Source organism: Cyanobium sp. Cruz-8D1, assembly GCF_024345975.1.
Taxonomy (GTDB): domain Bacteria; phylum Cyanobacteriota; class Cyanobacteriia; order PCC-6307; family Cyanobiaceae; genus Cyanobium.
Map to the genome: position 1 here is coordinate 157749 of NZ_JAGQCD010000003.1, position 25399 is coordinate 183147.

Annotated in this window: 29 protein-coding genes and 1 pseudogene; 21 read left to right on the forward strand and 9 right to left on the reverse strand. The window is 68.7% G+C overall.

What is annotated here, in order from left to right:
• Position 1 precedes the first annotated feature (1 nt).
• Complete coding sequence (locus KBZ33_RS03530) at positions 2–532, reverse strand: hypothetical protein (protein WP_254950322.1); 531 nt, start codon at positions 530–532, stop codon at positions 2–4.
• A gap of 56 nt (positions 533–588) precedes the next feature.
• Positions 589–1242: a phosphoribosylanthranilate isomerase gene (locus KBZ33_RS03535; protein WP_254950621.1), complete on the reverse strand. Its 654-nt coding sequence runs from the start codon at positions 1240–1242 to the stop codon at positions 589–591.
• Between the two features lie 79 nt (positions 1243–1321).
• On the opposite strand from KBZ33_RS03535, the gene KBZ33_RS03540 reads away from it, so the two are divergent.
• Positions 1322–2626, forward strand: coding sequence for a site-2 protease family protein (locus tag KBZ33_RS03540; protein ID WP_254950320.1), 1305 nt, complete (start codon positions 1322–1324; stop codon positions 2624–2626).
• Here the strand turns inward: KBZ33_RS03540 and KBZ33_RS03545 are convergent.
• Entirely contained in the window at positions 2560–3450 is an 891-nt protein-coding gene (locus KBZ33_RS03545; RefSeq protein ID WP_254950318.1) for a lipoyl protein ligase domain-containing protein, read from the reverse strand. The two genes, KBZ33_RS03540 and KBZ33_RS03545, sit on opposite strands and share 67 nt — an antisense overlap.
• Positions 3451–3470: 20 nt before the next feature.
• Here KBZ33_RS03545 and KBZ33_RS03550 point away from each other — a divergent pair, with 20 nt between their 5' ends.
• Complete coding sequence (locus KBZ33_RS03550) at positions 3471–4280, forward strand: sulfite exporter TauE/SafE family protein (protein ID WP_254950316.1); 810 nt, start codon at positions 3471–3473, stop codon at positions 4278–4280.
• Here the strand turns inward: KBZ33_RS03550 and KBZ33_RS03555 are convergent.
• Positions 4241–4726: a CRR6 family NdhI maturation factor gene (locus tag KBZ33_RS03555; RefSeq protein WP_254950314.1), complete on the reverse strand. Its 486-nt coding sequence runs from the start codon at positions 4724–4726 to the stop codon at positions 4241–4243. The two genes, KBZ33_RS03550 and KBZ33_RS03555, sit on opposite strands and share 40 nt — an antisense overlap.
• Positions 4727–4817: 91 nt before the next feature.
• Here KBZ33_RS03555 and psaM point away from each other — a divergent pair, with 91 nt between their 5' ends.
• The 5 genes from psaM to KBZ33_RS03580 all read left to right on the forward strand — a co-directional run bounded on the left by psaM (position 4818) and on the right by KBZ33_RS03580 (position 8185).
• On the forward strand, positions 4818–4922 hold the full coding sequence (gene psaM / locus KBZ33_RS03560; protein WP_035828799.1) for a photosystem I reaction center subunit XII: 105 nt from the start codon (positions 4818–4820) through the stop codon (positions 4920–4922).
• A 247-nt stretch (positions 4923–5169) separates the two neighbouring features.
• On the forward strand, positions 5170–5583 hold the full coding sequence (locus tag KBZ33_RS03565; protein ID WP_254950312.1) for a hypothetical protein: 414 nt from the start codon (positions 5170–5172) through the stop codon (positions 5581–5583).
• A 36-nt stretch (positions 5584–5619) separates the two neighbouring features.
• Positions 5620–6624, forward strand: a complete 1005-nt coding sequence (locus KBZ33_RS03570) for a protochlorophyllide reductase (RefSeq protein ID WP_254950310.1) — start codon at positions 5620–5622, stop codon at positions 6622–6624.
• A gap of 71 nt (positions 6625–6695) precedes the next feature.
• Entirely contained in the window at positions 6696–7304 is a 609-nt protein-coding gene (locus tag KBZ33_RS03575) for a hypothetical protein (RefSeq protein ID WP_255011521.1), read from the forward strand.
• Positions 7301–8185 carry a hypothetical protein gene (locus tag KBZ33_RS03580; RefSeq protein WP_254950306.1) on the forward strand — a complete coding sequence of 295 codons (885 nt, stop codon included), beginning with the start codon at positions 7301–7303 and terminating at the stop codon, positions 8183–8185. Before KBZ33_RS03575 ends, KBZ33_RS03580 begins: the two co-directional genes overlap by 4 nt.
• A 14-nt stretch (positions 8186–8199) precedes the next feature.
• On the opposite strand, the gene bchL is transcribed toward KBZ33_RS03580, so the two are convergent.
• The 4 genes from bchL to KBZ33_RS03600 form a co-directional block, all read right to left on the reverse strand.
• Positions 8200–9111, reverse strand: coding sequence for a ferredoxin:protochlorophyllide reductase (ATP-dependent) iron-sulfur ATP-binding protein (gene bchL, locus KBZ33_RS03585; protein ID WP_254950304.1), 912 nt, complete (start codon positions 9109–9111; stop codon positions 8200–8202).
• 116 nt (positions 9112–9227) lie between these two features.
• Positions 9228–10889 (reverse strand): ferredoxin:protochlorophyllide reductase (ATP-dependent) subunit B, encoded by a 1662-nt coding sequence (locus tag KBZ33_RS03590; protein WP_254950302.1) that lies wholly within the window; start codon positions 10887–10889, stop codon positions 9228–9230.
• Positions 10890–10896: 7 nt separating this feature from the next.
• Positions 10897–12165 carry a ferredoxin:protochlorophyllide reductase (ATP-dependent) subunit N gene (locus KBZ33_RS03595; RefSeq protein WP_254950620.1) on the reverse strand — a complete coding sequence of 423 codons (1269 nt, stop codon included), beginning with the start codon at positions 12163–12165 and terminating at the stop codon, positions 10897–10899.
• A gap of 103 nt (positions 12166–12268) precedes the next feature.
• Positions 12269–12772, reverse strand: coding sequence for a hypothetical protein (locus tag KBZ33_RS03600; RefSeq protein WP_254950300.1), 504 nt, complete (start codon positions 12770–12772; stop codon positions 12269–12271).
• Between the two features lie 343 nt (positions 12773–13115).
• Between KBZ33_RS03600 and KBZ33_RS03605 the strand changes: the two genes are divergently transcribed.
• The 3 genes and pseudogenes from KBZ33_RS03605 to KBZ33_RS03610 all read left to right on the forward strand — a co-directional run bounded on the left by KBZ33_RS03605 (position 13116) and on the right by KBZ33_RS03610 (position 15012).
• Entirely contained in the window at positions 13116–13367 is a 252-nt protein-coding gene (locus KBZ33_RS03605; RefSeq protein WP_254950298.1) for a hypothetical protein, read from the forward strand.
• Positions 13368–13508: 141 nt separating this feature from the next.
• Positions 13509–14030: pseudogene (locus tag KBZ33_RS21780) on the forward strand (GGDEF domain-containing protein); the annotation flags it as partial.
• A 181-nt stretch (positions 14031–14211) separates the two neighbouring features.
• Positions 14212–15012, forward strand: coding sequence for a BMC domain-containing protein (locus tag KBZ33_RS03610; RefSeq protein ID WP_254950296.1), 801 nt, complete (start codon positions 14212–14214; stop codon positions 15010–15012).
• Positions 15013–15016: 4 nt separating this feature from the next.
• Here the strand turns inward: KBZ33_RS03610 and KBZ33_RS03615 are convergent, their stop codons facing one another.
• Positions 15017–15613 (reverse strand): non-canonical purine NTP pyrophosphatase, encoded by a 597-nt coding sequence (locus KBZ33_RS03615; RefSeq protein ID WP_254950295.1) that lies wholly within the window; start codon positions 15611–15613, stop codon positions 15017–15019.
• Positions 15614–15848: 235 nt separating this feature from the next.
• Here KBZ33_RS03615 and KBZ33_RS03620 point away from each other — a divergent pair, with 235 nt between their 5' ends.
• From KBZ33_RS03620 to KBZ33_RS03670, 11 genes are all read left to right on the forward strand, one after another.
• Positions 15849–16865 (forward strand): sodium-dependent bicarbonate transport family permease, encoded by a 1017-nt coding sequence (locus KBZ33_RS03620; protein WP_254950293.1) that lies wholly within the window; start codon positions 15849–15851, stop codon positions 16863–16865.
• Positions 16866–16911: 46 nt separating this feature from the next.
• The gene (locus KBZ33_RS03625; protein ID WP_254950291.1) at positions 16912–17193 is read left to right on the forward strand and encodes a P-II family nitrogen regulator; all 282 of its coding nucleotides are present in this window, start codon (positions 16912–16914) and stop codon (positions 17191–17193) included.
• A 200-nt stretch (positions 17194–17393) separates the two neighbouring features.
• Positions 17394–17705: a BMC domain-containing protein gene (locus KBZ33_RS03630; protein WP_015107695.1), complete on the forward strand. Its 312-nt coding sequence runs from the start codon at positions 17394–17396 to the stop codon at positions 17703–17705.
• A 51-nt stretch (positions 17706–17756) separates the two neighbouring features.
• Positions 17757–19169, forward strand: coding sequence for a form I ribulose bisphosphate carboxylase large subunit (locus KBZ33_RS03635; RefSeq protein ID WP_254950289.1), 1413 nt, complete (start codon positions 17757–17759; stop codon positions 19167–19169).
• Between the two features lie 100 nt (positions 19170–19269).
• Positions 19270–19611, forward strand: coding sequence for a ribulose bisphosphate carboxylase small subunit (locus KBZ33_RS03640; protein ID WP_094586905.1), 342 nt, complete (start codon positions 19270–19272; stop codon positions 19609–19611).
• A 72-nt stretch (positions 19612–19683) separates the two neighbouring features.
• Complete coding sequence (locus tag KBZ33_RS03645) at positions 19684–22080, forward strand: CsoS2 family carboxysome shell protein (protein WP_254950287.1); 2397 nt, start codon at positions 19684–19686, stop codon at positions 22078–22080.
• A gap of 6 nt (positions 22081–22086) precedes the next feature.
• Positions 22087–23622: a carboxysome shell carbonic anhydrase gene (locus KBZ33_RS03650; RefSeq protein WP_254950285.1), complete on the forward strand. Its 1536-nt coding sequence runs from the start codon at positions 22087–22089 to the stop codon at positions 23620–23622.
• A 2-nt stretch (positions 23623–23624) separates the two neighbouring features.
• A complete protein-coding gene (locus KBZ33_RS03655; RefSeq protein WP_254950284.1) occupies positions 23625–23927 on the forward strand; it encodes a carboxysome peptide A in 303 nt (100 codons plus the stop codon).
• On the forward strand, positions 23927–24178 hold the full coding sequence (locus tag KBZ33_RS03660) for a carboxysome peptide B (RefSeq protein ID WP_254950282.1): 252 nt from the start codon (positions 23927–23929) through the stop codon (positions 24176–24178). The genes KBZ33_RS03655 and KBZ33_RS03660 overlap by 1 nt, the downstream gene beginning before the upstream one ends.
• An 80-nt stretch (positions 24179–24258) precedes the next feature.
• Positions 24259–24915, forward strand: coding sequence for a BMC domain-containing protein (locus KBZ33_RS21585; protein ID WP_315859127.1), 657 nt, complete (start codon positions 24259–24261; stop codon positions 24913–24915).
• 5 nt (positions 24916–24920) lie between these two features.
• Complete coding sequence (locus tag KBZ33_RS03670; protein WP_254950281.1) at positions 24921–25388, forward strand: ferritin-like domain-containing protein; 468 nt, start codon at positions 24921–24923, stop codon at positions 25386–25388.
• Positions 25389–25399: the final 11 nt, after the last annotated feature.

Sequence of the window (25399 nt, forward strand, 5' to 3'; positions counted from 1 at the left end):
CTCAGGATCCGGGTCCGGCCATGACCGGCCCCACCACCTGGGACACGCTGCGCTGGCTGCCGCTTGAGGTGGGCACAGCTACCACCACCATCACCTGGTAGGCCACGTCGGCCGGCGTCAGGGCATAGGTGGGGCCGCTGGCCCCCTGGATCAGCTGCCAGTGGCTCCGGCCAGGGGCCAGGCGATACCAGTGAAAGGCGCTGGGGGGCAGGGAGGCCAGCACGTCAGCCGTGGCCGTGGCTTGCAGCAGGGCTCCCTGCCGGGCTTCCCCCTGCAACAGCAGCTGGTTGAGCCCGGCTATCCGCTGCTGCACCGCCCCCTCGATCTGCTGATCCCCGGCGATTTCCTGGCGCAGCAACTGGATCTGCTGCTGGGGATCGGCCGTGATCCCCGGCACACACTGCAGCGTCCCCTGCACCAGCTGACAACCCACCAGATCCTGGGCTTTGAGGCCGGCCCCTGGCCCCATCAGCAGCAGCAGGCCCAGGGGCAGGGCGGCACGAAGGCGGAGGGCGCGACGAAGGAAGGACAAAGGGGACTCAGAGATCGGACTGCACCGATCCTGGACCCGGCAGTGCCAAAAGCCAATCAACCGGTGGCGGAACCACGCACCGCCGCCACCAGGGCCGCGACCCGCGCCAGGTTCTTGACGCCGGGGCGATCCTCCAAGGAGCTGGAGGCATCAAGACCATCGGGGCGGAGCCGGGCCAGCAGCTCGGTCACCGTCTCGGGGCCGACGCCACCGGCCAGCCACCAGGGGAAGGTCGGGCGGAAATCCTCCAGCCAGGCGGTGGGGATCCGCTGCCCGGTGCCCCCCAGCTGGCCGGGCTGCCAGGCGTCCAACAACAGGGCCTCGACCACCTCGGCATAGGCGGCCGCCGTCTCCAGATCCTCGGGGGAGCGCACCCGCAGGGCCTTCCATATCCGGACACCCAGCCGCTGGGCCAGCTCACCGCAGCGCTCCACGCTTTCATCCCCATGCAGCTGGAGCACCGCATGGCCCCGGCCCACGCCGAGCTCCTCCAGCCGGTCGTCGCTGGGATCGGCCACCACGAGCACGCCGAAGCAATCACCGCCGGCGGCCATGGCCGCGAACAGATCGGGCCGTTGCGCCACTGGCACAAAGCGGGGTGAGCTGGGCACGGCGATGACGCCGATCGCATCGACCCCCAGGGCGGCGATGGCGATGGCCTGGGCCGGCTGCCTGAGCCCACAGATCTTCAGCAGCGGGGAGGAAACCAGAACAAGGTTGGCCGGGGTGCCTTTCTAGGATGGGGTCGAAAACACCGGCTCTGGCCGGATCTCTGCCCGGACGGTGCCCGTGGGTGAAGGCTGGCAACTGCTGACGATCCGCGGCATTCCCCTGCGCATCCACCCGAGCTGGTTCGTGATCCTGCTGCTGGCCACCCTGGGCTTCCAGCAGCAGTACGCCCTCAGCCTCCGCGGCCAGCTCGCCCCGGCGGCGCTCTGGGCCGTGGCCCTGGTCACCTCTTTGGCCCTGTTCGTTTCCGTGCTGCTGCACGAGCTGGGCCATTCCCTGGTGGCCCTGCAGCAGGGGGTGAAGGTGAAATCCATCACCCTCTTCCTGCTGGGGGGGGTGGCCAGCGTGGAGCGGGAATGCTCCACCGCCCGCGGTGCCCTGATGGTGGCGGCGGCAGGACCGGCGGTGAGCCTGGTGCTGGGCATCGGCCTGCTGGCCTCCACCCATGCCGCCAGTCACCTCACCCCCGTCCTGGGGCAGGTGGTGGAACGGCTCGGCGCCCTCAACCTGATCCTGGGGCTGTTCAACCTGCTGCCCGGGCTGCCCCTGGATGGAGGCCTGATCGTCAAGGCCCTGGTCTGGGAATTCTCCGGCAGCCAAAGGCGGGGCGTCGAGGTGGCCAACACCTGCGGCCGCTTCCTGTCCCTGTTCGCCGTGGGGATGGGCACGGTGCTGCTGCTGCGGGGTGGCGGCATCGGCGGAGCCTGGCTGATTCTGCTGGGTTGGTTCGGCCTGGGGGCGGCCCGCAACCAGAAGCAGATGCTGGTCGTCCAGCAGGCCCTCAAGGATCTCAAGGTCAAGGATGTGGCCCAGCGCCGCTTCCGGGTGCTGGAGGCCGACACCAGCCTGCGGGAGCTGAGCCGGATGCGCCTCGGCACCGCCCCGCCGATCGCCGAGGCCGGGGAAGGCGCTGCCCCCTCCGACAAGGACGCCCATGGCCCAGCGGACTGGCTGCTCGTCTGCGACCGGGGCCGCTGGCAGGGTGTCATCGACGACGCTCCCCTCCAGGCCCTGCCCGTGCAGTGCTGGGACAGGGAACGGGTACGCGACCATCTGCAGCCCCTCTCCAGCCTGCCCTCCATCCCCGAATCGGCCGCGCTTTGGCAGGCCGCCCTCCAGCTCGAAGACGGTGGCCACCAGCGGCTGCTGGTACTGAGTCCGGCCGGACTGCCCTGCGGAACCGTGGAGCGGCCCGAACTGGGAGATGCGGTGCTGAAGAAGCTGGGTCTGCGGCTCCCCGCCAATCTGCTCTCCGCCGCCAGGCGTGAGAACGGCTATCCCCTCGGCATGGCCCTGGGTCAGGTGGCCCGCGGCATGGTCAGCTCGGGGGAGGTGTCCCTGCTCACCGACAAGGTCGCCCGATAACAGCCCAGGCCTCGGGCGATCACGGCCAGCTCCGCGGGGCTGAGGGGCCGGACCCGTGGCAGGCAAGTGTCGTGATCGCCGCCGCCATGGCCCCCCTCAGCCAGGCCCTCTGCAAGCCCCCCAGCCAGCAGGGGCAGCCAGCGCGCCGCCGAGCGGTACAGGTGCTGCTCCAGGTCCTGCCCGGCCAGTGGCAGGGGATCAAGCTCCGGGGGATCGCCGCTGAACACCTCCCGCCAGAGGCTGGGGCAGGGGTCCAGCTGGATCGATCCGTGCTGCAGCAGATGGCCGCCACGCCAAAGCTGGGCACTGCCCACCCGCTTGGCGCCGTTGGCCTGCACCAGGTCGGCGACGGTGCTGGTGGCGAAGCAGCTGCTGCGTTGCAGGCTGGCCGCCTGGCTGCCGCACAGCAGCGGCTGGCCCAGGGCCGCGAACGCTTCAACGAGCCAGACGAGGGCCCGGCCGTAGACCGCAGAGCGTGTTCCCTGCGGCCGGGGCCACACCAGGGCATAGGTGAGATCGCCACCATGGAGGACGGCCCGGCCGCCACTGGGCCGTCGCACCAGATCAAGGCGCCCCTGCCGGGCCAGATCACACCAGTGGGGCTCGAGGCGCCGCTGGTGCCAGCCCAGGGAAAGGGTGGGCCGCGACCAGCGGTAGAGACGGAAGGCCGGCGCAGGAACCACCTCGGACGCGGGCTTGGCGGCCGCTGGGCCCTCCAGCAACCAGGCATCGATGGCCATCTGCCAGGCCCCATCGAGCTGGCAGGGTGCGATCCAGCGAACCGGCGCCGCCGGCTGGACGGATGGGGCGGCCTGCGTTCTCATGGCTCCTGTTCGCCCGGCCCATGGCAACGACCCTGATCTGGAGTCTGCTGCCCCTGCTGCCCCTGGGACTGGTGGCCGGCCTGCTCTCCGGGTTGCTGGGCATCGGCGGTGGGCTGATCTTCTCCCCGCTGCTGTTGCTGCTGGGCCTGACGCCCCACCAGGCCCTGGCCACCAGCACCCTGGCGATCGTGCCCACCACGCTCGGGGGCACGATCGCCCATGTCCGCAGCGGCAGGCTCACCTGGCCGGGAGGCGTGGCGATCGCCGGCGGGGCCGCCCTCAGCGCCGGGCTGTTCAGCCGCCTGGGCCTGGGCCTGGCCGGCTGGCAGCTGCTCGGCCTGCAGGCGCTGCTCTATGCCCTGCTCACGGGGCTGGTCCGGCCGCGCAGCCAGCAGGCCCCGGCGCACGAACGGGAGCCCCATCCCCTCGCCCTCGCCCTGGTGGGGGCCCTGGCGGGGGTGGCGGCCGGCCTGCTGGGGGTGGGTGGCGGCCTGGTGATGGTGCCGGTGCTGGTGGGGGGGCTGGGGATACCCGTCCACGGGGCGATTCGTTACAGCACGCTGGCGGTCCTGGCCTCCTCCTGCAGCGCCTCGCTGGCCTTCCTGGCCGATGGACGGGCGAATCCGCTGGTGGCTCTGGTGCTGGGAGGTACCGCGGCCGTGGCGGCCCAGTGGTCCGCCAGCCGGCTCGAGCGGGTCCCGGAGGAACGGCTGGTGTGGATGCTGCGGGCCATCACCCTGGTGCTGGCGCTGGAAAGCGGCCGCCGCGCCGTGGGCCTGTGGTTCGAAGCTCAGGGGATCACGCTCCAGAAACCGGGGTCGAGCTCGTAGCCCAGGACGGCGGCCATCTGGCCCAGGTTGGCGCGGCACTCGATACCTCCGGCGGCCGCCCAGTCGTCGAGGAGGAACAGGCGCTGGGTGATCCAGAGATCCAGGCTCTCGGGGGCGAAGCGGATCCCCTCGGTGGGGCTGAAACCATGGGGCAGCAGCATCGCCACATGGCGGGTGAGCTGACCGCCGCTGCGCTCCAGGACCAGGGGCAGCCAGGGATGGAGCGCATCGGCCCGCAGACTCCACAGCCGCAGTTCGGCGATCTCCGAGAGTTCGCGTGGGTCTTCTGCGTCCCGGGGCCAGTCGAAGTCGATCTGCAGTCCGCTGGCGGCGGTGAGCAGCTCGGCCGGTGCCAGCGATGCCAGGCCCGCCAGGGGGGAGAGATCGAGCCCGCGCACCTGGTCGGCGGACACCTTCAGGGGCTCGGAGCAGGGTGGGAGCGCCATCAAGAGCTGTGACAGGGCAGGGCCGCAGGCTGGACCGTAGCTCGCGATGGCCGAAGAATGGGTCGGTCAAACTCCATCCACCGTCACGGATATGGTCACCCCGATCAACCAGGCCGAAGTGCTGATTGCCCTCGTCGTGGCGGCCCATGCCGGCGTGCTGGCCGTGCGTCTCTGCTTCAGCCTCTACAAAGCCTGAAGCTGCATGGGCTGCGCCCTTGGCAAGGGGCGGAGAGGCTGCTACAAGCAAAGGGCTCGCAGCCTTTCCTCAGGTGCGCCAGACCCAGTCCCAGCCTCCCCGGCGCCAGTCTTCCGCTGCAAGCCGCTCCACCGGCCGTTCGCGGCGCTCCTCGACCCTGCAGGCAGCCCCGGATCGACCGGTCGGCCCACCGTCCTGGCATCCGGCATCCGCTCCCACGGGCCACCTCGATGGGGCTGGGCTCTCCATGGAGTCCCCCCGTTCCCCCGCCGAAGCTGGGGGGTGTGGCATGGAAAGCCAGCTGCTCTCCCTGTCCGCCGAGCGGCAGGAGCTGGTCTGCAGCCTGATCGGGCTGGCCGTGAAGCTGGGGCTCATCGGCCTCACCGGCGTGAGCCTGTTCCAACTTGCCGGCGCCTACCAGCAGCGCATGGAGAGCCAGGGGGAGATCTCGGCCGTTCTGGAGATCGAGAACGCCAAGCTGGTCAAGGCCAGGGAACGTTTCGATGACCTGTTCATGGTGGAGGGCGAGCAGCGTCTGATCCGGGAGCAGAGCCAGTGGATCGCCCCGAACCGCCTGCGGGTGATCTGGCAGTCGAAGCGTCCGTTTCCAACTGTTGACTCCCCCGCATCCGGTCCCGGAAACCAGGGCGCCCGTCCGTAGGTTGGGGCCCCCTTCGCCCCCGGACCAACCCCCGCCATGGTGACCCCTTCCGGTGACACCGCCCTCTCTCCCGCCAGCCGCGGCGTGCCTGGAACGGCCCTGATCACCGGCGCCTCCTCCGGAGTCGGTCTGTTCGCCGCCAAGGCCCTGGTGGATCGCGGCTGGCACGTGGTGATGGCCTGCAGGGACACCGACAAGGCCCGCCGGGCCCAGGCCGCCCTGGCCATTGCCGATGACGCGGTGACCCACCTGAAGGTGGATCTGGCCGACCTCGATGGTGTGCGCGCCCTCGTCGACGCCTTCCATGCCACCGGCCGCCCCCTTGATGCCCTGGTCTGCAACGCGGCGGTCTACCTGCCGCGGCTGAAGCATCCGGAACGCTCTCCCCAGGGCTACGAGATCTCGATGGCCACCAATCACTTCGGCCATTTCCTGCTGATCCACCTGCTGCTCGACGACCTCAAGCGCTCCAGCCACCCCTCGCGCCGGCTGGTGATCCTGGGCACCGTCACCGCCAACTCCAAGGAGCTGGGGGGCAAGATCCCCATCCCCGCGCCCGCCGACCTGGGCGATCTCTCCGGCTTCGCCGCCGGCTTCAAGGCCCCGATCGCCATGGCCAACGGCAAGAGCTTCAAGCCCGGCAAGGCCTACAAGGACAGCAAGCTCTGCAACATGATCACCACCCAGGAACTGCACCGGCGCCTGCATGGGAGCACCGGGATCGTGTTCACCTCCCTGTACCCAGGTTGCGTGGCTGACACCCCCCTGTTCCGGCACACCCCGCGGGCCTTCCAGACCATCTTTCCCTGGTTCCAGAAGAACATCACCGGCGGCTACGTGAGTCAGGCCCTGGCGGGGGAGCGGGTGGCGCAGGTGGCGGCGGATCCGGACTTCGCCAGCTCCGGCGTGCACTGGAGCTGGGGGAATCGCCAGACGAAGGGGGGCAAGCAGTTCAGCCAGGAGCTCTCGGAAAAGGCGAGCAACCCGGTCACCGCGCAGCGCTTGTGGGACCTTTCCCTGCAGCTCGTGGGCCTCGCCTGAGGCGACCGCCGGGACGGAGACATTGCGTCGGAATCTGCCGATTCAGACGCAGGCCGAGCTGGAGCCGCTAGATGTCATCCAACACCACCTCGGAGTCGATGGCCCGCACGCTGCGCTGGGGAGTGGGACTGCTTCTGGTCGTCAGCCTGTCGATCGGTGCGTTCCTGCTCCTGCCGTTCCGCTCCTGGTTGCCCGGCGGAACAGTGGGGGACGTGCCGCTGAACCAGGTGGTGAACGGCACGGCGTTCAATCGTCTGTTTCCCGAGCCGGACGACGGCGACCAGCTCGTGTTCACCCAGGAGAAGCGTGGCTTCAGTGAGGCCAGGCTCAAGCATGGCGGCCAGGTGAAGGCCCTGCTGGCCATCTCCGATGTCAGCACCGCACCGGAGGCACGCCGCAAGTTCGAGACCAGCCAGAGCCGGCTGCAGGGCTGGCCGCTGGTGGAGCAGGGTCCCCAGGCCACCGCCCTGCTGGTGGCCGACCGCTTCCAGATCAAGGTGATCGGCCAGGGCGATGGGCTGGAGGCCGAGCAGCGCCAGATCCTGATCGGCCGGTTCAACCTCCGGGGCCTGGCGGCTCTGAAGTCGGCCAGCGCCCCCCGGGCGAGCCTGCCCAGCGGCCCAGACAGCGCCGGACGCCAGAGCCTTGAGCGACGGGCGGCCATGGAGCCCGCGTCATGAGCTCCGTTCTCGAGCGCCTTGATCGCCTGCCCCGCCGCAACCTGACGGTGCTCGCCATCAAGGGCCTCAGCACGCTGGTGCCCGGCGGCTGGCACAACATCACCAGCGCCGACGATCTGATCAGCGACGTGCTGGGCAGCAGCGATCCGGAGTTGATCCGCCAGGTGCGCGAGCGGGCCGACGCCTTGAGCCGGGCCCGACACGAAGGCTATGGCCGTGCCCTGAGCCTGTACGACGCCGTCAACCGGTCGCAGAAGGCTGCCGGTGGGCTGCGGCTGCTGGCCAACATCGGTGGCGCCCTGCCGCTGGTGAAGCGTGTCGCCGATCTCACCCCCACCAGCGAGACCCTGCAGGCGGCGGATCTCAGCTTGAAGGTGGCCGCCGAGATGCTGGCCTTCACCCAGGTGAACGGCCTGCCCGGTGACAGCTTCGGCGACTTCGCCGCCGCCCTGGGCGAGTACGCCGGCGAAGCCCGGGTGAGGATGGCCGCCCTGATCTGCTTCGATGCCCTGCTGCCGCTGGGCGACCAGGCCCTGCAGCGACTGGACAGCCTGCTGGGGGGCGTCAACAAGCGGGACCTGCACCAGCTTCCCGCCTACGCCGGGATGGCCAAGTTGCTGCCGGGACGGGGCGACGGGGCCCACCTGACCTTCCTGCGCCGGGGCGTGGACCAGTGGCTGGGCTGGGCCGGCGGGTTCAGCAGCCAGCTGGGTCTCACCGGCCAGAAGGCCGTGCAGGCCCTGGAGACCACCCTGGGCCCCTGGCAGGGGGGCTTCCAGCAGATGGCCACCTTCCTCGATGCCTTCACCGATACCTACCAGCACACGGGCGTGCAGGCGGTGGCCCGCCGGCTGGTGGAACGGGCCGCCGCGGAGATCTGACCCCCCAGCGGGGGTCAGTCGAAGCCGAGCAGGTCGAAGATCTCCCGATCCTTGAGGGATACGGCCTCTAGAGGCTCCACGTCGGTGAGCATCTTGCGGGCCAGGCTCAGGTATTCCTGCTGCACGGCCTCCACTTCCGGTGTGCTCTCCATCTCGAAGATGGTGCACTTCTTGAGCCGTGATTTGCGAATCGCATCAACGGTCTTGAAGTGGGCCATCGTACGGAGCCCGGTGCGCTCGTTGAACTTGTCGATCTCGTCGGTTTGCTCGGAGCGGTTGGCAATCACCCCGCCGAGGCGCACCTTGTAATTCTTGGCCTTGGCATTGATGGCCTGCATGATCCGATTCATGGCGAAAATCGAATCGAAATCGTTGGCGGTCACGATCAGGCAGTAGTGCGCATGCTGGAGTGGCGCCGCAAAGCCACCGCAGACCACGTCACCGAGCACATCGAAGATCACCACATCGGTGTCTTCCAGCAGGTGATGCTCCTTGAGCAGCTTGACCGTCTGACCGGTGACGTAGCCACCGCAGCCGGTGCCGGCTGGAGGGCCGCCGGACTCGACGCACATCACGCCGTTGTAGCCCTCGAAGACGAAGTCCTCGGGGCGCAGCTCCTCGGTGTGGAAATCGACGGTCTCGAGGATGTCGATCACCGTCGGCACCATTTTCTTGGTGAGGGTGAAGGTGGAATCGTGCTTGGGGTCACAACCGATCTGCAACACCCGTTTGCCCAGCTTGGAGAAGGCAGCGGAGAGATTGGAGGAGGTGGTGGATTTGCCGATCCCGCCCTTGCCATAGACGGCGATCACCAGCGCCCCCTCTTCGATGTGCATCGACGTGTCCTGATGCACCTGCAGGCTGCCCTCGCCGTCTTCGCGGGGGTTGGTGCGGGTGCTCGAGGGAGACGTGAGTGTGGTGGTCATAGGAAGAACAAGGGGAAGCCGGCGCACCGGCGGATCACTCGTAAGGGAACAGCCTGCTCAGATCGGATCCCGGCTGTCGGGGGATCACGCAAACCGAAACATGGCCGGCTTGGGCCTCAACGGCTGAAGTGGGCCTTGGCGTCGTAGAGGGCTTCGGCATCAATGCGTGCCAGGCCCCGTTCGCGGGCGAAGGCTTCGGTGTTCTTACGCACCTTGCCCCGCACGAAGAAGGGAATCTTGGCAAGTTCGGCTTCCCCATCCGCTGTCCAGAGGCTCTCGAGCGCCTCCCGCACGGCGTCAGCGGCCGTGATGGTGCCGGGGGCCGGGGAGGTGGCCTGAGCGGCCGCGGTGGCCGGGACAGCCTCGGGCTCACCCGTCGCCGCCGCCGCCGGTGCGCCGTCGCCCAGGTGGCTGCGGTGGCCGTCGACGAACTCGAAGTCGTGGCGGAACATGCCGATCAGGTGCTCCTCCAGGCCCATCATCAGAGGGTGCACCCAGGAATCGAAGATCACATTGGCCCCCTCCCAGCCCATCTGGGGGGAGTACCGGGCCGGCACATCCTGCACATGCAGGGGGGCGCTGATCACGGCACAGGGCAGCTCCAGCCGCTTGGCGCTGTGCCGTTCCATCTGGGTGCCGAGCACCAGCTCCGCCGCCGCCTCGCCCATGGCCTTCTCCACCACGAGGTAGTCGTCGGTGATCAGGGCCTCCAGGCCCAGCTCGGCGGCGGCAGCCCGCACCTCCCTGGCCTGCTCCCGGCTGTAGCTGCCCAGACCCACCACCTGGAAGCCCAGTTCCTTTGAGGCGATCCGGGCGGCGGCGATGGCGTGGGTGGCATCAGCGAAGATGAACACCCGCTTGCCGGTCAGGTAGGTGGAATCCACCGACTTGGAATACCAGGGCAGCCGGGAGCGGCGCTCGGCCTCGCTCGGTTGCCCCTCGACCGTCTGCAGATCAGCGGGAAGCGCCAGGTCGAGCACGCCATGGAGCTCCCGCAGGAAGGTGGCCGTGGCGCCGATGCCGATCGGCACCGTGCGGACCACCGGGGTGCCGAAGCTGCGCTCCAGCCAGCTGCACACCGGGCCTGCCACCTCGGGGTAGAGGCAGACGTTGGCGTCGGCCGTGGGGAGGCGCATCAGATCAGCGGGCCGGGCTCCCAGCGGTGCCACCACCGCCGCATCGATGCCGTGCTCGGCCAGCAGCCGGGTGATCTCCAGCACGTCGTCGCGGCAGCGGAAGCCCAGCAGGCTGGGACCCAGCAGGTTGACCCGGGGCCGGCGGCCTTCCTCTCGCCAACGGGACGGGGAGGGCTTGGGGGTGCCCGGCGGCGGCAGCTGGTCCTTGAGCAGGGTGCGGACCAGTTGGTAGAGGGTCTCGGCCGCTCCCCAGTTCTCCTTCTTGGAGTAGGCGGGCAGTTCCAGGTTGACCAGAGGCACCCCCAGATTCATGCCCCCGGCCAGGGCGCCGGGTTGATCCTGGATCAGCTCGGCCGTGCAGCTTTCCCCCACCAGCAGCGCCTCAGGCTGGAAGCGCTCGACGGCCTGGCGGATCGAGCGCTGCACCAGCTCGGCGGTGTCACCGCCCAGATCCCTGGCCTGGAACGTGGTGTAGGTGACCGGAGGACGCAGGCCCCGCCGTTCGATCATCGTGAACAAAAGATCGGCGTAGGTGTCGCCCTGGGGGGCATGGAGCACGTAATGCACCCCCTCCATCGAGGTGGCGACGCGCATGGCTCCCACGTGGGGGGGGCCTTCGTAGGTCCAGAGGGTCAGTTCCATGGGGGTCTCAGGAGAGCTGGAGCAGGGCCCGGCGCCGCAGGGGGCGGGCAAAGAGTTCGGCCAGTTCACCGGCCTGGTCGCAGCCGTGGATGGGGCTGAACACCAGTTCGATCGACCACTTGGTGGCGATGCCCTCGGCCTCGAGGGGATTGGCCAGCCCCAGGCCGCAGAGCACCAGGTCGGGGCGGGCGGCCCGCACCCGCTCCAGCTGCAGGTCGACGTCCTGGCCCTCGCTGAGCTGGGTGGCGGGGGGAAGCAAGGCCAGATCGGCCGCCATCAGCTGGCGATCGAGGTAGGGGGTGCCCACCTCCACCAGCTCCATGCCGCACTCGCGGGACAGAAAGCGGGCCAGGGGGATCTCCATCTGGGAATCGGGCAGCAGGAACAGCCGCTTGCCGGCGAGCACCTCCCGATGGGGCGCCAGGGCCAGGCGGCCCCGCTCCACGAGCGGATCGAGCACCGCGGCGAAGTGGTCGGCGGGCACGCCGAAGGCGGTGGCGGCGGCGGCCATCCAGTCGCGGCTGCCCTCCACGCCGAAGGGATAGGGGGCGCTCAGCAGGGTGGCGCCCCGGTGCTGCAGGGCCCGGGCGGTGGCACTCAGGAAGGGCTGGGCGAGCAGCACCCGTGTCCCCTTGCCCACAGGCGGCAGGTCGGTGGAGCGGCGCGGCGGCAGGCTGCGGACCGTGGTGAGGCCCAGCCGCTCGAAGATCAGCCGGAAGCGATCCTCCACCGCATCGGCCAGGGTGCCCACGATCAGCAGCTGCTCCTCGTCGGAGCTGGGCAGCAGGGGGAGCATGGCCACCAGGGCATTGTCCTCCCCCTGGGTGAAGGTGGTCTCGATGCCGCTACCCGAGTAGTTCAGCACCCGCACCCGTCCGAGGAGCTGGGTGCTGAGCCGTTCGGCCGCCTTGGCCAGGTCGAGCTTGATCACCTCGCTGGGGCAGGACCCCACCAGGAACAGGGTGCGGATCTCGGGCCGGCGCTCCAGAAGATCCTTCACCAGACGGTCCAGTTCCTCGTTGGCATCGGCCAGGCCCGCCAGGTCCCGTTCGCCCAGGATCGCCGTGCCGAAACGGGGCTCGGCGAAGATCATCACCCCGGCCGCCGACTGGATCAGGTGGGCGCAGGTGCGCGAGCCCACCACCAGGAAGAAGGCGTCGGGCATGCGGCGGTGCAGCCAGACGATGGAGGTGAGGCCGCAGAAGACTTCCCGCTGGCCGCTTTCCTTGAGAATGTCCGGGGGAGAAGGCTGGATCGGTGGAGCGGACACACCCATGGAGGGGATCGCCAGGTATCGAGCTTCCATGGGTTAGCGGGGCCGACGGGGTCGCTGCCCGACTGCGTTACATCTTTTCGGGATCGTGTCCGGATTCCAGCGCTCAGAGGCGGCGGCGGAACCCTTCGCTGAAGCTGGCGCTGCGATCGTCGCGATCGCCATCGGCACTGCGGCTGAGCTTCCACACGTTGCGCCCCAGGCGACGGGCCGTGAGTCCGCCCCGCTCCACCAGCGGCGCCCCCGGCCGGGCGCCCATCAGCTGGGCCACCTCGGCGGTGCTCAGGGGGGCGCCGGTGCGAATGGCCAGGTCGGTGATCTCAAGCCGCTGGCGCAGGCCCCCCAGATCGACCGGGTGGTCCGCTTCGCCGGTCTCCTTCCAGTCAGCGAAGCCGTCGCCAGCGACGCTGCCCATGCGCCGCATCAGGCCCAGGCCGATGAAGGCGAGGGCCTGCTCCGGCCGCACCCCCTCATCCAGCGCCCGGGTGATCCATTCGGACACGGTGTCCTGGTCCAGGGAGGGTCGCAGCGGATGGGTCTCCCCCGCCACCCCGGCGGCCGGGGATTCGTTGCTGGAAGAAGGTGCGGAAGCGCTGCGCCGGGTGGTCATGGTTGCGCCTGTGAAGGTTGTCCTGGAAGGTATCGGCTGGCTTCGGTCCCGCAAGGGTCCCTGGGCCCCGAAGCCCCTCTGCAGCACAATGAATTCAGGTCTGATCGACCCACCGATCGCGTGCACTGCCGAGGGCCTCCACTCAGTGCCTCCCCCGTTCACATCATGGACCGTTCTCTCCATCGGCCCTGCGAACATTCCGCCTCCCAGGGCCGATACGATGCGACCTCAACGCAGGAGAAACCGATAGAGATCACACCCGGTGTGTGGTGGGTAGGTGTGCGGCTGGATAAGGATCATGTCCAGTGCCCCACCTAGTTCCTCGCCAACGGTTCGGAGGGGGGTGCTGATCGATCCTGGCTCGCCACTCACGAGCGAAGGCACCCTGGCCAAGCTGCGAACCAGCACCGATCTCGGTGCGATCCGCTGGCTCGTCTGTCACCACTCCGACCCCGACATCTGCGCCGCCCTGCCCAGGCTGGGCGAAGTCCTGACACACCCTGAGATTCAGGTGGTGACGGAGTGGCGCGCCAATGCCCTGATCCGTCATTACGGCCATCGTTTCTCCACCGACCTGGTGGAGCAGCACGATTGATGCCTGCCCCTGCTGGGGGGTCGGCGGCTGGAATTCCAGCTGACCCCGTACCTCCACTTTCCTGGGGCCATGGTTTCGTAGGACACCCTCAGCCACACCCTGTTCTCTATCGCCCCGCAGCACGGCCACATCGACGCGGCGATGCGCCCGTGGCTGGACCATCTGCTGGAGGATCAGCGCCATGCCCACGCGGTGGCCGCCCTCAACACGGCGGCGCTCTGCGATCCGCTCACGGGCCTGGCCAACCGCCGAGCCCTCGATGGAGCGAAGCTGCCACCCAGCCACTCCCTGATCGAGCTGGATCTCGACCATTTCAAGCAGGTCAACGACAGCTTCGGCCACGACGCCGGCGACCGGGTTCTCAAGCAGGTAGCCAAGGCCCTGAGGGAATCGGTGCGGGAGCAGGACCAGACTTTCCGGCTCGGCAGCGAGGAGTTCCTGGTGCTGCTGCCGGAGGCCGACCAGGCCACGGCCCTGATGGTGGCGGAACGGATCCGTCTCTCGATGCACCCACTCGACCTCGCTTGTGAAGCCCCCGAGGGGCACCTCACGGTCCGCCTGGGGGTGAGCACCAAACCGGCCCAGCTCCCTTCCGATTTCTCCCAGCTGATGGAGCTCGCCGACCAGGCGCTCCATGCCGCCAAAGGGGAAGGCCGCAAGCGGGTCTGCGCCGCTGATTCCCTGTCCACGAGCAGCCGCTGGGCCGGGATAGCCCCTGGCAACGCCACCCTCGGGAGTACCCTCCAGGTCTGGATTGCCCTAAGGGGCGGCCAGGGATCCCGGCGTTTCAACCACCCGGCGATCGACACGACCGTCCTCTCGGGAGTTGGCGCCTGGCGCCGTGATGGATCCGCAGGCTGCCCGTTCCTTCCTTCGCGACGACCGGTCGGACGCCAGACGACGGGCCGCGAATCTGCGCATCACCGGCACCGATGTGAGCGGCAAGGCCTCCGGGGCCAGCTGCGTGATCACCACCGACAGCGAAGGCAGGCGCCTGGCGCGTCAGTCCAGCCACGTGCAGTCGATCGAGCTGCGCACCTACGTCTTCCTGGATTCCCTCCAGCCCCAGCTGGCGTCGTACATGGGCACGGTGTCCCATGGCTTCCTGCCGATTCCTGGCGATGCCTGCCTCTGGCTGGAGGTGTCCCCCGGCATGGCGGTGCACCGGGTCACCGACATCGCCCTCAAGGCCAGCACGGTGCGGCTCGGCCAGATGGTGGTGGAGCGGGCCTTCGGCTCCCTGGCCCTCTACCACCGCGATCAGAGCAACGTGCTCCACTCCGGTGACGTGGTCCTGGAGGCCATCGGCAGCCGGGTGGAGCTGCGCAGCCGCTGTGAGGTGACCTGGACCGAGATCATCCGGGCGATCACCCCCGACCATGCCGTGCTGATCAACCGCCAGAACCGCCGCGGCTCGATGATCCAGGCCGGCATGAGCATGTTCATCCTTGAGACCGAGCCGGCCGGTTACGTGTTGATCGCCGCCAATGAGGCGGAGAAGGGCTCCAACATCACCGTGGTCGACGTCAAGGCCGTCGGTGCCTTCGGCCGCCTCACCCTGGCGGGCAAGGAGGGCGATGTGGAGGAGGCCGCCGCCGCCGCCATGCGCGCCGTGGCCCAGATCAACGCCGGCGCTGGCGCCTGAACGCTCAGCCCAGGCCCAGCAGACGTTTCAGACCCGGGGCCATCGCCCGGGCCGCCTTGCCACGGCTGCCCAGCCGGCTCTTGAGGTGCTCGCCCATCTCGGCATAGCTGCAACCGGCTTCGCGCACGTGGAACAGCGGGTCATAGCCGCCGCCATGGCCCGCAGGCTGGCGCAGGATCAGCCCGCGGCAGAGCCCCTCCGACTCCAGCACCACCGCACCGGACGGGTCGGCCAGGGCCATGGCACTCACGAAGGTGCCGCCGCGGTAGAGGGAGTCGCCCAGCTCCTGCAGCAGCCGGTGGATCTTCTCGTGGTCGGTGGGTGCATAGCGGGCCGAGTACAGGCCGGGGCGGCCATCGAGGGCATCCACCTCCAGGCCCGAATCGTCGCCCAGCGACCAGCAGCCGGTGAGGGCGGCCACGGTGGAGGCCTTCAGACGGGCATTTTCCGCATAGGTATGGCCGGTCTCCTCGATCTCCAGCTCCTTCGGTTGCTGCCTGACCTCCAGACCCACCTCGTCGAGCATGGCCGTGATTTCGGCCACCTTGTGGGGGTTGCCGCTGGCGATGACCAGCACCGGGTGGGAAGGGGAGAGGAACAAACCGGGCCCACGGGGGGCCCCATTGTGGTGCAGAGCGGTAGGCCGGGCGCTGAAGGGCTGGGACAGGACGGTTTGAACAGTCCACCCACGGAAAACTCCAGGGTTCCTGTCCCGGGCGGACGCTAGGGACTTCACCACCGATCGGACGACACGGGGGGCAACGTTGCGCGACCGATGACGGCCTGCAGCCGCTTCCGCCCCTAGGTTTCCTCCACCCTTTGGGCCCCGTAGGGCAATGCAGTCGAGCCTGGTCCTACAGAACCTGCTCTCCGCGCCGGTGCTGTTCTTCTTCTTGGGCATCCTCGGTGTGTTGGTGGGCTCCGACCTGGAGATCCCCTCCCCACTGCCCAAGCTGTTCTCCCTCTACCTGCTGCTGGCGATCGGCTTCAAGGGGGGCATGGAGCTGGCCCACAGCGGCCTCGGCCCCCAGGTGCTGCTGACGATCGGGGCGGCGGTGCTGATGTCGCTGCTGGTGCCACTGACCAGCTTCCTGTTCCTGCGACTACGCCTCGATGGTTACAACGCCGCCGCCATCGCCGCCTCCTACGGCTCGATCAGTGCCGTCACCTTCATCACCGCCGAGAGCTTCCTCAATGTTCTGGAGGTGAACTTCGACGGCTTCATGGTGGCGGCCCTGGCCCTGATGGAGTCGCCGGCGATCGTGGTGGGAGTGATCCTGGCCAGACTCTCGGCCCCCGCGGAGGAGGCGGAGACGGCTGGGGAGGCAGAGGATGGCGGGGGCAGTCTGCGCTGGCGGGAAATTCTCCAGGAGGCCTTTCTCAACGGCTCCGTCTATCTGCTGATCGGCAGCCTGGTGATCGGCTATGTGGTGGCCGCCTACAGCCCGGCGGGGTTGGAGAAGATGGATCCCTTCACCGAAAAACTCTTTTATGGCGCCCTCTGTTTCTTCCTGCTCGACATGGGCATCGTGGCGGCGCAGCGGCTGCGGGACCTGCGCCAGACGGGGGCGTTTCTGATCGGCTTCTCCCTGCTGGCCCCCCCCGTGCATGCCCTGGTGGGGCTGCTGGTGAGTGTCCTGCTGGGCCTGAGCCAGGGCAACACCCTGCTGTTCATGGTGCTCTGCGCCAGCGCCTCCTACATCGCCGTGCCGGCGGCGATGCGCATGACCGTCCCCCAGGCCAATCCGAGCCTGTACATCTCCACGGCCCTGGGGCTCACCTTCCCCTTCAATGTGGTGGTCGGGATTCCCCTCTACATGGCGCTGACCCGACACTTCATCCCCGTCGGCTGAGCCCGGGCTCCATGCCATTGCCTCGCCGAACCTTCGCCCCATCACCATGAAGCGAATCGATCTGTTTCTCAGCGAACGGGAGTTGAACCGGGTCTGCAAGGCCATCACCGCGGCCGGGGCCAAGGGCTACTCGGTGATGCGGCATGTGACCGGCATGGGGCCGTCCGGGGAGATCTCTGAAGGGATGGATTTCAGCGGGCTGGGGGCCAATGCCCACGTGATCGTGTTCGTGGAGGACGCCCTGCTGGTGGCCATGGGCAAGGCCCTGCGGCCCCTGCTGAAGCGCTACGGCGGGGTGGGCTTCGTCTCGAGCGCCGAGCCCCTCTGAGCCGCAGGGAAACCCCAGCTCGGCCGTGGTGGGGGCAGCGATCAAGCAAAGCTTGCTTTTTGTGTTGCACTGATCAGCTGCCCTTATCAGCCGATCGCGAAACCATGATGGCCGCCGGGCTCCCAATCGCTTGACGGAGGGTTTGACGGAGGAGCAAGGTTGCACACGAACATTCCACCCCCCTCCTCCAGGAGCAGGTAATGGCAAACGAAACCATGGGCATCGCCCTCGGCATGATCGAGACACGCGGTCTGGTCCCCGCCATCGAAGCGGCTGACGCCATGACCAAAGCCGCCGAAGTGCGCCTCATCGGTCGCGAATTCGTCGGAGGCGGCTACGTGACCGTCCTGGTGCGGGGTGAAACCGGTGCCGTCAACGCCGCCGTCCGCGCCGGAGCCGACGCCTGCGAGCGCGTTGGTGACGGCCTGGTGGCCGCCCACATCATCGCCCGTCCCCACCGTGAAGTGGAGCCGGCGCTGAACAGCAGCTTCGGCCTGGGATCGAAGGACTGAGCGGTCAAGGCGACCCTCTGATTTTTCATCCGAACCCATCCGAACAATCCCATGAGCAAGAAGTACGACGCCGGGGTCAAGGAGTACCGCGACACTTACTGGACTCCCGATTACGTCCCCCTCGACACCGACCTGCTGGCCTGCTTCAAGTGCACCGGCCAGGAAGGTGTGCCCAAGGAAGAAGTGGCTGCCGCCGTGGCCGCCGAATCCTCCACCGGCACCTGGTCCACTGTGTGGTCCGAGCTCCTCACCGATCTCGACTTCTACAAGGGCCGCTGCTATCGCATCGAAGACGTCCCTGGTGACAAGGAGTCGTTCTATGCCTTCATCGCCTACCCCCTCGACCTGTTCGAAGAAGGCTCGGTGACCAACGTGCTCACCTCCCTGGTGGGCAACGTGTTCGGCTTCAAAGCCCTGCGTCACCTGCGTCTGGAAGACATCCGCTTCCCGATGGCCTTCATCAAGACCTGCCCCGGCCCGCCGAACGGCATCTGCGTCGAGCGCGACCGGATGAACAAGTACGGCCGTCCCCTGCTGGGTTGCACCATCAAGCCGAAGCTCGGCCTTTCCGGCAAGAACTACGGCCGGGTGGTCTACGAATGCCTCCGCGGAGGCCTCGACTTCACCAAGGACGACGAGAACATCAACTCCCAGCCCTTCCAGCGCTGGCAGAACCGTTTCGAATTCGTGGCCGAAGCCGTCCAGCTCGCCCAGGAAGAAACCGGCGAGAAGAAGGGGCACTACCTCAACTGCACCGCCGCCACCCCTGAGGAGATGTACGAGCGGGCTGAGTTCGCCAAGGAACTCGGCCAGCCGATCATCATGCACGACTACATCACCGGTGGCTTCACGGCCAACACCGGTCTGTCGAAGTGGTGCCGCAAGAACGGCATGCTGCTGCACATTCACCGGGCCATGCACGCGGTGATCGACCGCCATCCCAAGCACGGCATCCACTTCCGGGTGCTGGCCAAGTGCCTGCGCCTCTCCGGTGGCGACCAACTGCACACCGGCACCGTGGTGGGCAAGCTTGAGGGTGACCGCCAGACCACCCTGGGCTTCATCGACCAGCTGCGCGAATCCTTCATCCCCGAAGACCGCACCCGCGGCAACTTCTTCGATCAGGACTGGGGTTCGATGCCCGGCGTCTTCGCCGTGGCCTCCGGCGGCATCCACGTGTGGCACATGCCCGCCCTGGTCGCCATCTTCGGTGACGACTCCGTTCTCCAGTTCGGTGGTGGCACCCACGGTCACCCCTGGGGCTCGGCCGCCGGCGCCGCCGCCAACCGGGTGGCCCTGGAAGCCTGCGTCAAGGCCCGCAACGCCGGTCGTGAGATCGAGAAGGAAGGCCGCGACATCCTCCTGGAAGCCGCCAAGCACAGCCCCGAGCTGGCCATCGCCCTCGAGACCTGGAAGGAGATCAAGTTCGAGTTCGACACCGTCGACAAGCTCGACGTCGGCTGAGCCGACACACGGCCCCCTGCCTTGCCACCGCTGATCGAAGGTGCAACCACCGGAGGTCAGCGGAGCTGGGCTTCCCATCCCATTCCCCACAAGGATCCCCATGCCCTTCAAGAGCACCGTGGGTGACTATCAAACAGTCGCCACCCTGGAGACCTTCGGCTTCCTCCCGCCGATGACCCAGGACGAGATCTATGACCAGATCGCCTATATCATTGCCCAGGGCTGGAGCCCCCTGGTTGAGCACGTTCACCCCAGCCGCTCCATGGCCACCTACTGGTCGTTCTGGAAGCTGCCTTTCTTCGGTGAGAAGGATCTCGGCGTGATCGTGAACGAACTGGAGTCCTGCCACCGGGCCTATCCAGACCACCACGTGCGCCTCGTGGGCTACGACGCCTACACCCAGAGTCAGGGTGCCTGCTTCGTCGTGTTCGAAGGCCGCTGATCCAGCGGTCCCAGCGGACCCCGGCCCCAGGCCGGGGTCCATCACTTTTGATCATCCATTCACGGGGCGGACATGGCCAAGACCACCAGTCGGGAAGCAGCTCTGGAGCGCCGCAAGGCCCTCACCAACGGCGGCAAGAAAGCCTCCGCCCAGTTCATGTCCTCCCCGGGTCGGGTGCGCACGGCCGCTGATGCCCAGCGCACCAGCCCCGAAGCGGTGAGTCCCGCACCGGCCCCTGCCCAGGCCGCCCCACGCAGCAGCGCCACGCCTCGCCGGGCGTCCGCTTCGCTCACCTCCGCGTCCAGCTCCGGCCATCGCAGCAACGCCAAGCCGTTGGCGAACCCCAGCCGGAATCTGGTGCTGGAGCGCCGTGAAGCCCTGTCCCGCCGCGGCAAGCGCGCCGACACCTCCAGTGACCGCACCCGTCAGGAGGTGATGCGCGCCACCAAAGCCAATGGGTCCGCCAGCCCTGTGGTGGCCGCCGCCAGTGACCGCCCCTGCGGCTGCAAGGACGCCAAGGCGGCCGTGGCCGCCAGCAGCAGCAACGCCGCCGGCCTCGGGGCCTCCCTGGCCAACCGCAACGCCCGCAATGGCGATCGCCGCGGCGTCGCCAAGCGCACCGCCCAGCACAACCCCAGTCGGGCCATCGTCATGGCCCGCCGTGAGGCCCTCTCCAAACGGGGCAAATCCGCCAGCGCCCCCACCAGCGCCGTCGCCGCCTCGGTGGCGCGCCAGTCGAACCCCGACATGAGCAGCCGCGAGCTGGCCCAGAAGGTGCGCGAACTGAAGTGCAAGGTGGGCTCCGCCGGCAGCTCCCGCAGCGGTGGCTCCCGTCCCACCGGCCCCCGCCGCGGCCAGGCCAAGATCGACGCTGCCGCCGATGCCCATTGGAAGGTGGGTGTGAGCGAAACGGTCCGTGGCCAGGTGGTCACCGGTACCCAGGCGAACCGCTCCCTCAAGACCACCGGCAACGAGGCCAGCACCTGCCGTCCGGTCACCGGCACCGAGTACATGGGCGCCGAGATCTTCCGCACCTTCTGCCAGAGCGAACCCACCCCGCTCCAGCCCGCCAAGGTGAGGGTGAGCGCCACCAGCCATGGCAACCGGGTCACGGGCAACGAAGTGGGCCGCTCCGAGAAAGTCACCGGCGACGAGCCGGGAACCTGCAAGACCATCACCGGCACCGAATACATCTCCGCCAACCAGAGCGCCGCCTGGTGTGGCACCTCCGCCCCCGCCCCCTCCCCCCGCAAAGTCGGGTTCACCCGCACCGTCGAAGGCCGGCCGGTCTCCGGGGTGAGCGTGGAGCGCTCCGAAAAAGTCACCGGCAACGAACCTGGCTCCAACCGCCAGCTCACCGGCACCCAATACATGGACGACCAGGCCCAGGTGCCGGGGCGCGCCCCGGCCAAGGTCAGCAGCCTGCACACCCTGCGGGGCACCGGGATCACCGGCACCCACGTGGGCCGCAGTGAGCACGTCACCGGCGACGAGCCGGGCTCCTGCCGTCTGGTCACCGGCGACGAATACATCGGCACCCAGCAGTTCGAGCAGTTCTGCGGCACCAAGCCGGCACCGGAAGCCGCCAAGGTCGGCTTCAGTGTCACCAACAAGGCGTTGGTGGTGAGCGGCACCCGCACCGGCCGTTCCGAGAAGGTCACCGGGGATGAGCCCGGCACCTGCAAGGCCGTCACCGGCACCCCCTACGCCGGCATGGAACAGGCCGGCACCTGGTGCTCCTCCGACCGGGTGGCCGAGATCCGCCAGCGCACCCCCGCCCGCATGGGCACCGTGATGACCGGCCTTCAGCCCGGCATCGGCGGCGTCATGACCGGCGCCGAACGCGGTGCCTGCGAAGACATCACGGGCACCCCCTACATCGGTGGCGACCAGCTGGCCGAGGCCTGCGGCGCCGCTTCAACCCAGGATGCTGATTTTCCCCAGCCCCTCACCGGGCAGCCCTGGCAGCAGTTCAGCGTCCAGTCACCGGCACGGGCCGCCCACACCGCCCAGACCTCCCGCCAGCGCCCCGGTGGCGTCACAGGCAACAGCTACGAGCAGGGCAACCGCATCACCGGCCCCTTCGACATGGCCGCCGACAAGGTGACCGGCACCGAACAGTTCCGCTTCGACCGGCGCGGGCCGGCGCCGGTCCGGCCGCGCCAAACGGCCGCGCCGGTGAGCGTGGACGAAGAGGCCCGCCCCACCTCCCGGGTCACCGGCGAGGGCCGCTCCGCCGGCCTGAACATCACCGGTGATGACTGGGGACGGGGCAAGCACGTGACCGGAACCGAGGGGGCCTCGGCACGCCGCCGCAATCCCAGCAGGGTCGGTCCAATGGCGGCCATGCCCGGCTTCCAGAGCAAGCGCAACGAGGACCTGCCCGAACCCACCAACAAGATCACCGGATCCAGCGGCAGCACCAACTCCGGTTCCCTGATCACGATCTCCGGCGGAGCCCGGGGCTGATCCCTGATGCCTCGCCGCCCGGCCCCCACCATCCGTCCCCTTGCTCCCAGCGCCCCCCGGCGCCGGCCTGATGCTCCCGGTGGCGCCGATCTCCCCCGGCGCCTGGCGGCCGTCCGGCTCGGGCAGGGGGCCGCAGGCCTCCATCCGCTGACGGACAGCGCCGCCAACGCGGCCCTCGAGAGCTACGACCGGGGCGTCAAGGACGCCTTTGATCGGATCGTGCCCGTGCTCAAGCGCCTGTCGGCCCTGCAGCACGAGGATGATTTCGTCGAGCGCGCCCAGGCCCTGGCCCAGGCCGAACTCGGCTTCAGCCTGCCCCTGCCGATCCTGGAGAAGGCCTGGGTCAGCCAGCTCGACATGCGCAGCCTGTTCGCCTGGTGCGTCTTCGAAACCTACGAGCAGACCAGCGACAGTTTTTTCAGCGACGATCCCCTGCACGGCCAGCCCGGCAGCCCGGCGGCGGAGGAATTCAACGCCTTCCTGCTCTCCTGCGGCTTCCACCTGCTGGATGCCACCCCGTGCGCTGATGGACGCCTGGCCCATGCCATCGCCTTCGCCCTGCGGCTGCCCTTCAGCTCCGTGCGTCGCCGGCCCCATGCCGGCGCCCTGTTTGATGTGGAGAACACGGTCAACCGCTGGGTCAAGACCGAACACCGCCGTTACCGGGAGGGCGTTCCCAACCCCGCCCACGACGACACCCGTTACCTGAAGGTGGTGCTGTACCACTTCAGTTCCCGTGACCCCTCCCACGAGGGCTGTGCGGCCCACGGCAGCGACGACGCCCTGGCCGCCAGTTGCGGCCGTGCGCGGCTGATGGAGTTCCAGCAGGCGGTGGAGAACAGCTTCTGCTGCGGCGCCTCCGTCGACCTGCTGCTACTGGGCATCGACACCGACACCGACGCCATCCGGGTGCATGTGCCGGGCATGGACGGCAGCACCCGCCTGGATCACTGGCTTGATGCCACCACGGTGTACGAAGCGACGCGCCAGCTGCACCCCGAGGAAGCCCGGCGCCGCATCGCTGAGCTGGCCACGGCGGCGGCAGCCAGCAGCCCCGATCCGGGCATGGTGCGCCTGATCGCCCGGCTGCTGGAGCACAACATCTCCCAGATCGATTACGTGCGCCAGTACCACCACGGCCATTACGCCGATGCCGGCCATGCCGAGCGCTTCATCGGCGTGGGCATCGGCTTCAAGGAGATTCACCTGCGCAACCTCACCTACTTCGCCTACATGGACACCGTTGAGGAAGGGGCCCCCGACATGGACGTGGGCGTGAAGATCTTCAAGGGGCTCAATGTGTCCCGTGGCCTGCCGGTGCCGGTGGTGGTGCGCTTCGATTACAACGGCAAGGTGCCCGGTGCCCGGGAGCGGGCGGTGCGCCATGCCCGGCGGGTGCAGGAAGCGATCGAGAACCGTTACCCGGATCTTTTCGCCCAGGGCCTGCTGCATGCCCTGCTCACCGTGCGCGACCAGGAACGGCACACGCCCGCCGAGGCGGTAGGTTCCAGCATCAGCCTCACCACCGCAGGAGGGCACTGACCATGTTGATCTGCAAAGTGGTCAAACCCCTGGTCTCGACCAACCGCATCCCCGATTTCGAGCACAAGCACCTGCAGGTGGTCCAGGACGGCAGCACCCAGAAGGTGGCCGTCGACGCGGTGGGCTGCATCCCGGGCGACTGGGTGATCTGCGTGGGCAGCTCGGCGGCCCGGGAAGCGGCGGGGAGCAAGTCCTATCCCAGCGATCTCACGATCGTGGGGATCATCGACCACTGGGATCCCGATGCCGGCAAGGCCAGCCCACCCCCGGCCGCCACCCCGACCAGCCAGGGAGGAGCCGCCTGATGGAAATCATGCAGGTCACCGGCTCCCTGGTCTGCTCCCAGCGGGTCCCCGGCCTGGAACACTGGAACCTGCGGGTGCTGCGCAGCACCAAGGGAAAGCTGAGCGTCGCGGTGGATCCCGTCGGTGCCGCCCCCGGCAACTGGGTGTTCACCGCCAGTGGTTCGGCCGCCCGCTTCGCCTGTGGCAACCCGGAGACGCACACCGACCTCACCATCGGCGGCATCATCGATTTCTGGGAGCCGGACGGGTAGGCGCCGGGGGGTACCGCCACCGGGCGGCCTGCCTCCTTTCGATCGTCTCCCCTCCAGTTCCTCCTCCCCGCGCCCGTCCCATGGCCAGCCGCCCCCCCCGCACCGGTCCCGACGCCACTCCCACGCCGGCCGCTCCCACCCCGGCGCCACCGGCGGCGGATCTACCTGTCGTTGCTGGCAGCGGCGGCAGCCCACCGGCCCTGCCACCGGCGGCTGGGAATCCGGTGCTCCAATCGGTGGCCAAACCAGCGGACCCCAAGCCGGCGGCCGCCACCAAGGCCCCCCGGGCGGCCCGCTCCACCGCGCCGGCCCGCCAGCCGCGCCGCACTCCCACCACCACCGCCCGCTCCAGCGCCTCCAGCCCCAGCCGCCGCGGCAGCGGTGGAGCCGGCACCCCCCCCACGACCCCCACTCCCCGTACCCCCCCCATGGCCCCCACCATCCACGGCATCGCCCTCGGTCTGATCGAAACCCGTGGCCTGGTGCCGGCGATCGAGGCGGCGGACGCCATGACCAAAGCAGCGGAAGTCACCCTGATCGCCCGCGAATTCGTCGGTGGCGGCTACGTCACCGTGATGGTGCGCGGCGAAACCGGCGCCGTGAACGCGGCCGTCAGGGCGGGCGCCGATGCCTGCGAGCGGGTGGGCGACGGCCTGGTGGCCGCCCACATCATCGCCCGCCCCCACAGCGAAGTGGAGCCTGCCCTGGCGGCCTCCGGCGTCGGTCGCAGGGGCTGATCCCCATGGACGCCGCCCATCCGCGCGTCCTCGGCTACCTGGGCCGCGCGTTGAGTCTCGAACTGTCCGCCGTGCAGCAGTACATGACCCAGGCCTCCCTCGTGGAGCTCTGGGGCGAGGCCGAGGCCGCCGAACGCTTCCGCCAGGAAACGATCGAAGAATTGCGGCATGCCGAACGGCTGGTGCAGCGCATGCTCCAGCTGGGGGTGGCCCCGGCCGCGTCCCAGCTGCGGCCCGTGGGCCACGCTGCCGATCTGGTGGGCCTGCTGCGGCTCGATGCTGTCCTGGAAGAGGATCTGATCCAGCACTACGCCGAAGCCACGCGCTTCTGTCTGCTGATCGGCGATCGCAACAATGAAGTCTTCTTCCGAACCCTGAGGGACGAAGAACAGCAGCATGGGGAAGCGCTGGCGGCCTGGCTGGGCAGCCTGGTCACCGCCGAGTCCCGGTCCCTGCAAAGGGCCACCTTCTGACGTCCCTCCCC

What these genes read in the sequence shown, in the direction of transcription:
- KBZ33_RS03545 (WP_254950318.1), bottom strand. Translation starts at nt 3,450, where the DNA reads ATGAGAACGCAGGCCGCCCCATCCGTCCAGCCGGCGGCGCCGGTTCGC.
- KBZ33_RS03550 (WP_254950316.1), top strand. Translation starts at nt 3,471, where the DNA reads ATGGCAACGACCCTGATCTGGAGTCTGCTGCCCCTGCTGCCCCTGGGA.
- KBZ33_RS03555 (WP_254950314.1), bottom strand. Translation starts at nt 4,726, where the DNA reads ATGGCGCTCCCACCCTGCTCCGAGCCCCTGAAGGTGTCCGCCGACCAG.
- psaM (WP_035828799.1), top strand. Translation starts at nt 4,818, where the DNA reads ATGGTCACCCCGATCAACCAGGCCGAAGTGCTGATTGCCCTCGTCGTG.
- KBZ33_RS03565 (WP_254950312.1), top strand. Translation starts at nt 5,170, where the DNA reads ATGGAGTCCCCCCGTTCCCCCGCCGAAGCTGGGGGGTGTGGCATGGAA.
- KBZ33_RS03570 (WP_254950310.1), top strand. Translation starts at nt 5,620, where the DNA reads ATGGTGACCCCTTCCGGTGACACCGCCCTCTCTCCCGCCAGCCGCGGC.
- KBZ33_RS03575 (WP_255011521.1), top strand. Translation starts at nt 6,696, where the DNA reads ATGTCATCCAACACCACCTCGGAGTCGATGGCCCGCACGCTGCGCTGG.
- KBZ33_RS03580 (WP_254950306.1), top strand. Translation starts at nt 7,301, where the DNA reads ATGAGCTCCGTTCTCGAGCGCCTTGATCGCCTGCCCCGCCGCAACCTG.
- bchL (WP_254950304.1), bottom strand. Translation starts at nt 9,111, where the DNA reads ATGACCACCACACTCACGTCTCCCTCGAGCACCCGCACCAACCCCCGC.
- KBZ33_RS03590 (WP_254950302.1), bottom strand. Translation starts at nt 10,889, where the DNA reads ATGGAACTGACCCTCTGGACCTACGAAGGCCCCCCCCACGTGGGAGCC.
- KBZ33_RS03595 (WP_254950620.1), bottom strand. Translation starts at nt 12,165, where the DNA reads ATGGGTGTGTCCGCTCCACCGATCCAGCCTTCTCCCCCGGACATTCTC.
- KBZ33_RS03600 (WP_254950300.1), bottom strand. Translation starts at nt 12,772, where the DNA reads ATGACCACCCGGCGCAGCGCTTCCGCACCTTCTTCCAGCAACGAATCC.
- KBZ33_RS03610 (WP_254950296.1), top strand. Translation starts at nt 14,212, where the DNA reads ATGGATCCGCAGGCTGCCCGTTCCTTCCTTCGCGACGACCGGTCGGAC.
- KBZ33_RS03620 (WP_254950293.1), top strand. Translation starts at nt 15,849, where the DNA reads ATGCAGTCGAGCCTGGTCCTACAGAACCTGCTCTCCGCGCCGGTGCTG.
- KBZ33_RS03625 (WP_254950291.1), top strand. Translation starts at nt 16,912, where the DNA reads ATGAAGCGAATCGATCTGTTTCTCAGCGAACGGGAGTTGAACCGGGTC.
- KBZ33_RS03630 (WP_015107695.1), top strand. Translation starts at nt 17,394, where the DNA reads ATGGCAAACGAAACCATGGGCATCGCCCTCGGCATGATCGAGACACGC.
- KBZ33_RS03635 (WP_254950289.1), top strand. Translation starts at nt 17,757, where the DNA reads ATGAGCAAGAAGTACGACGCCGGGGTCAAGGAGTACCGCGACACTTAC.
- KBZ33_RS03640 (WP_094586905.1), top strand. Translation starts at nt 19,270, where the DNA reads ATGCCCTTCAAGAGCACCGTGGGTGACTATCAAACAGTCGCCACCCTG.
- KBZ33_RS03645 (WP_254950287.1), top strand. Translation starts at nt 19,684, where the DNA reads ATGGCCAAGACCACCAGTCGGGAAGCAGCTCTGGAGCGCCGCAAGGCC.
- KBZ33_RS03650 (WP_254950285.1), top strand. Translation starts at nt 22,087, where the DNA reads ATGCCTCGCCGCCCGGCCCCCACCATCCGTCCCCTTGCTCCCAGCGCC.
- KBZ33_RS03655 (WP_254950284.1), top strand. Translation starts at nt 23,625, where the DNA reads ATGTTGATCTGCAAAGTGGTCAAACCCCTGGTCTCGACCAACCGCATC.
- KBZ33_RS03660 (WP_254950282.1), top strand. Translation starts at nt 23,927, where the DNA reads ATGGAAATCATGCAGGTCACCGGCTCCCTGGTCTGCTCCCAGCGGGTC.
- KBZ33_RS21585 (WP_315859127.1), top strand. Translation starts at nt 24,259, where the DNA reads ATGGCCAGCCGCCCCCCCCGCACCGGTCCCGACGCCACTCCCACGCCG.
- KBZ33_RS03670 (WP_254950281.1), top strand. Translation starts at nt 24,921, where the DNA reads ATGGACGCCGCCCATCCGCGCGTCCTCGGCTACCTGGGCCGCGCGTTG.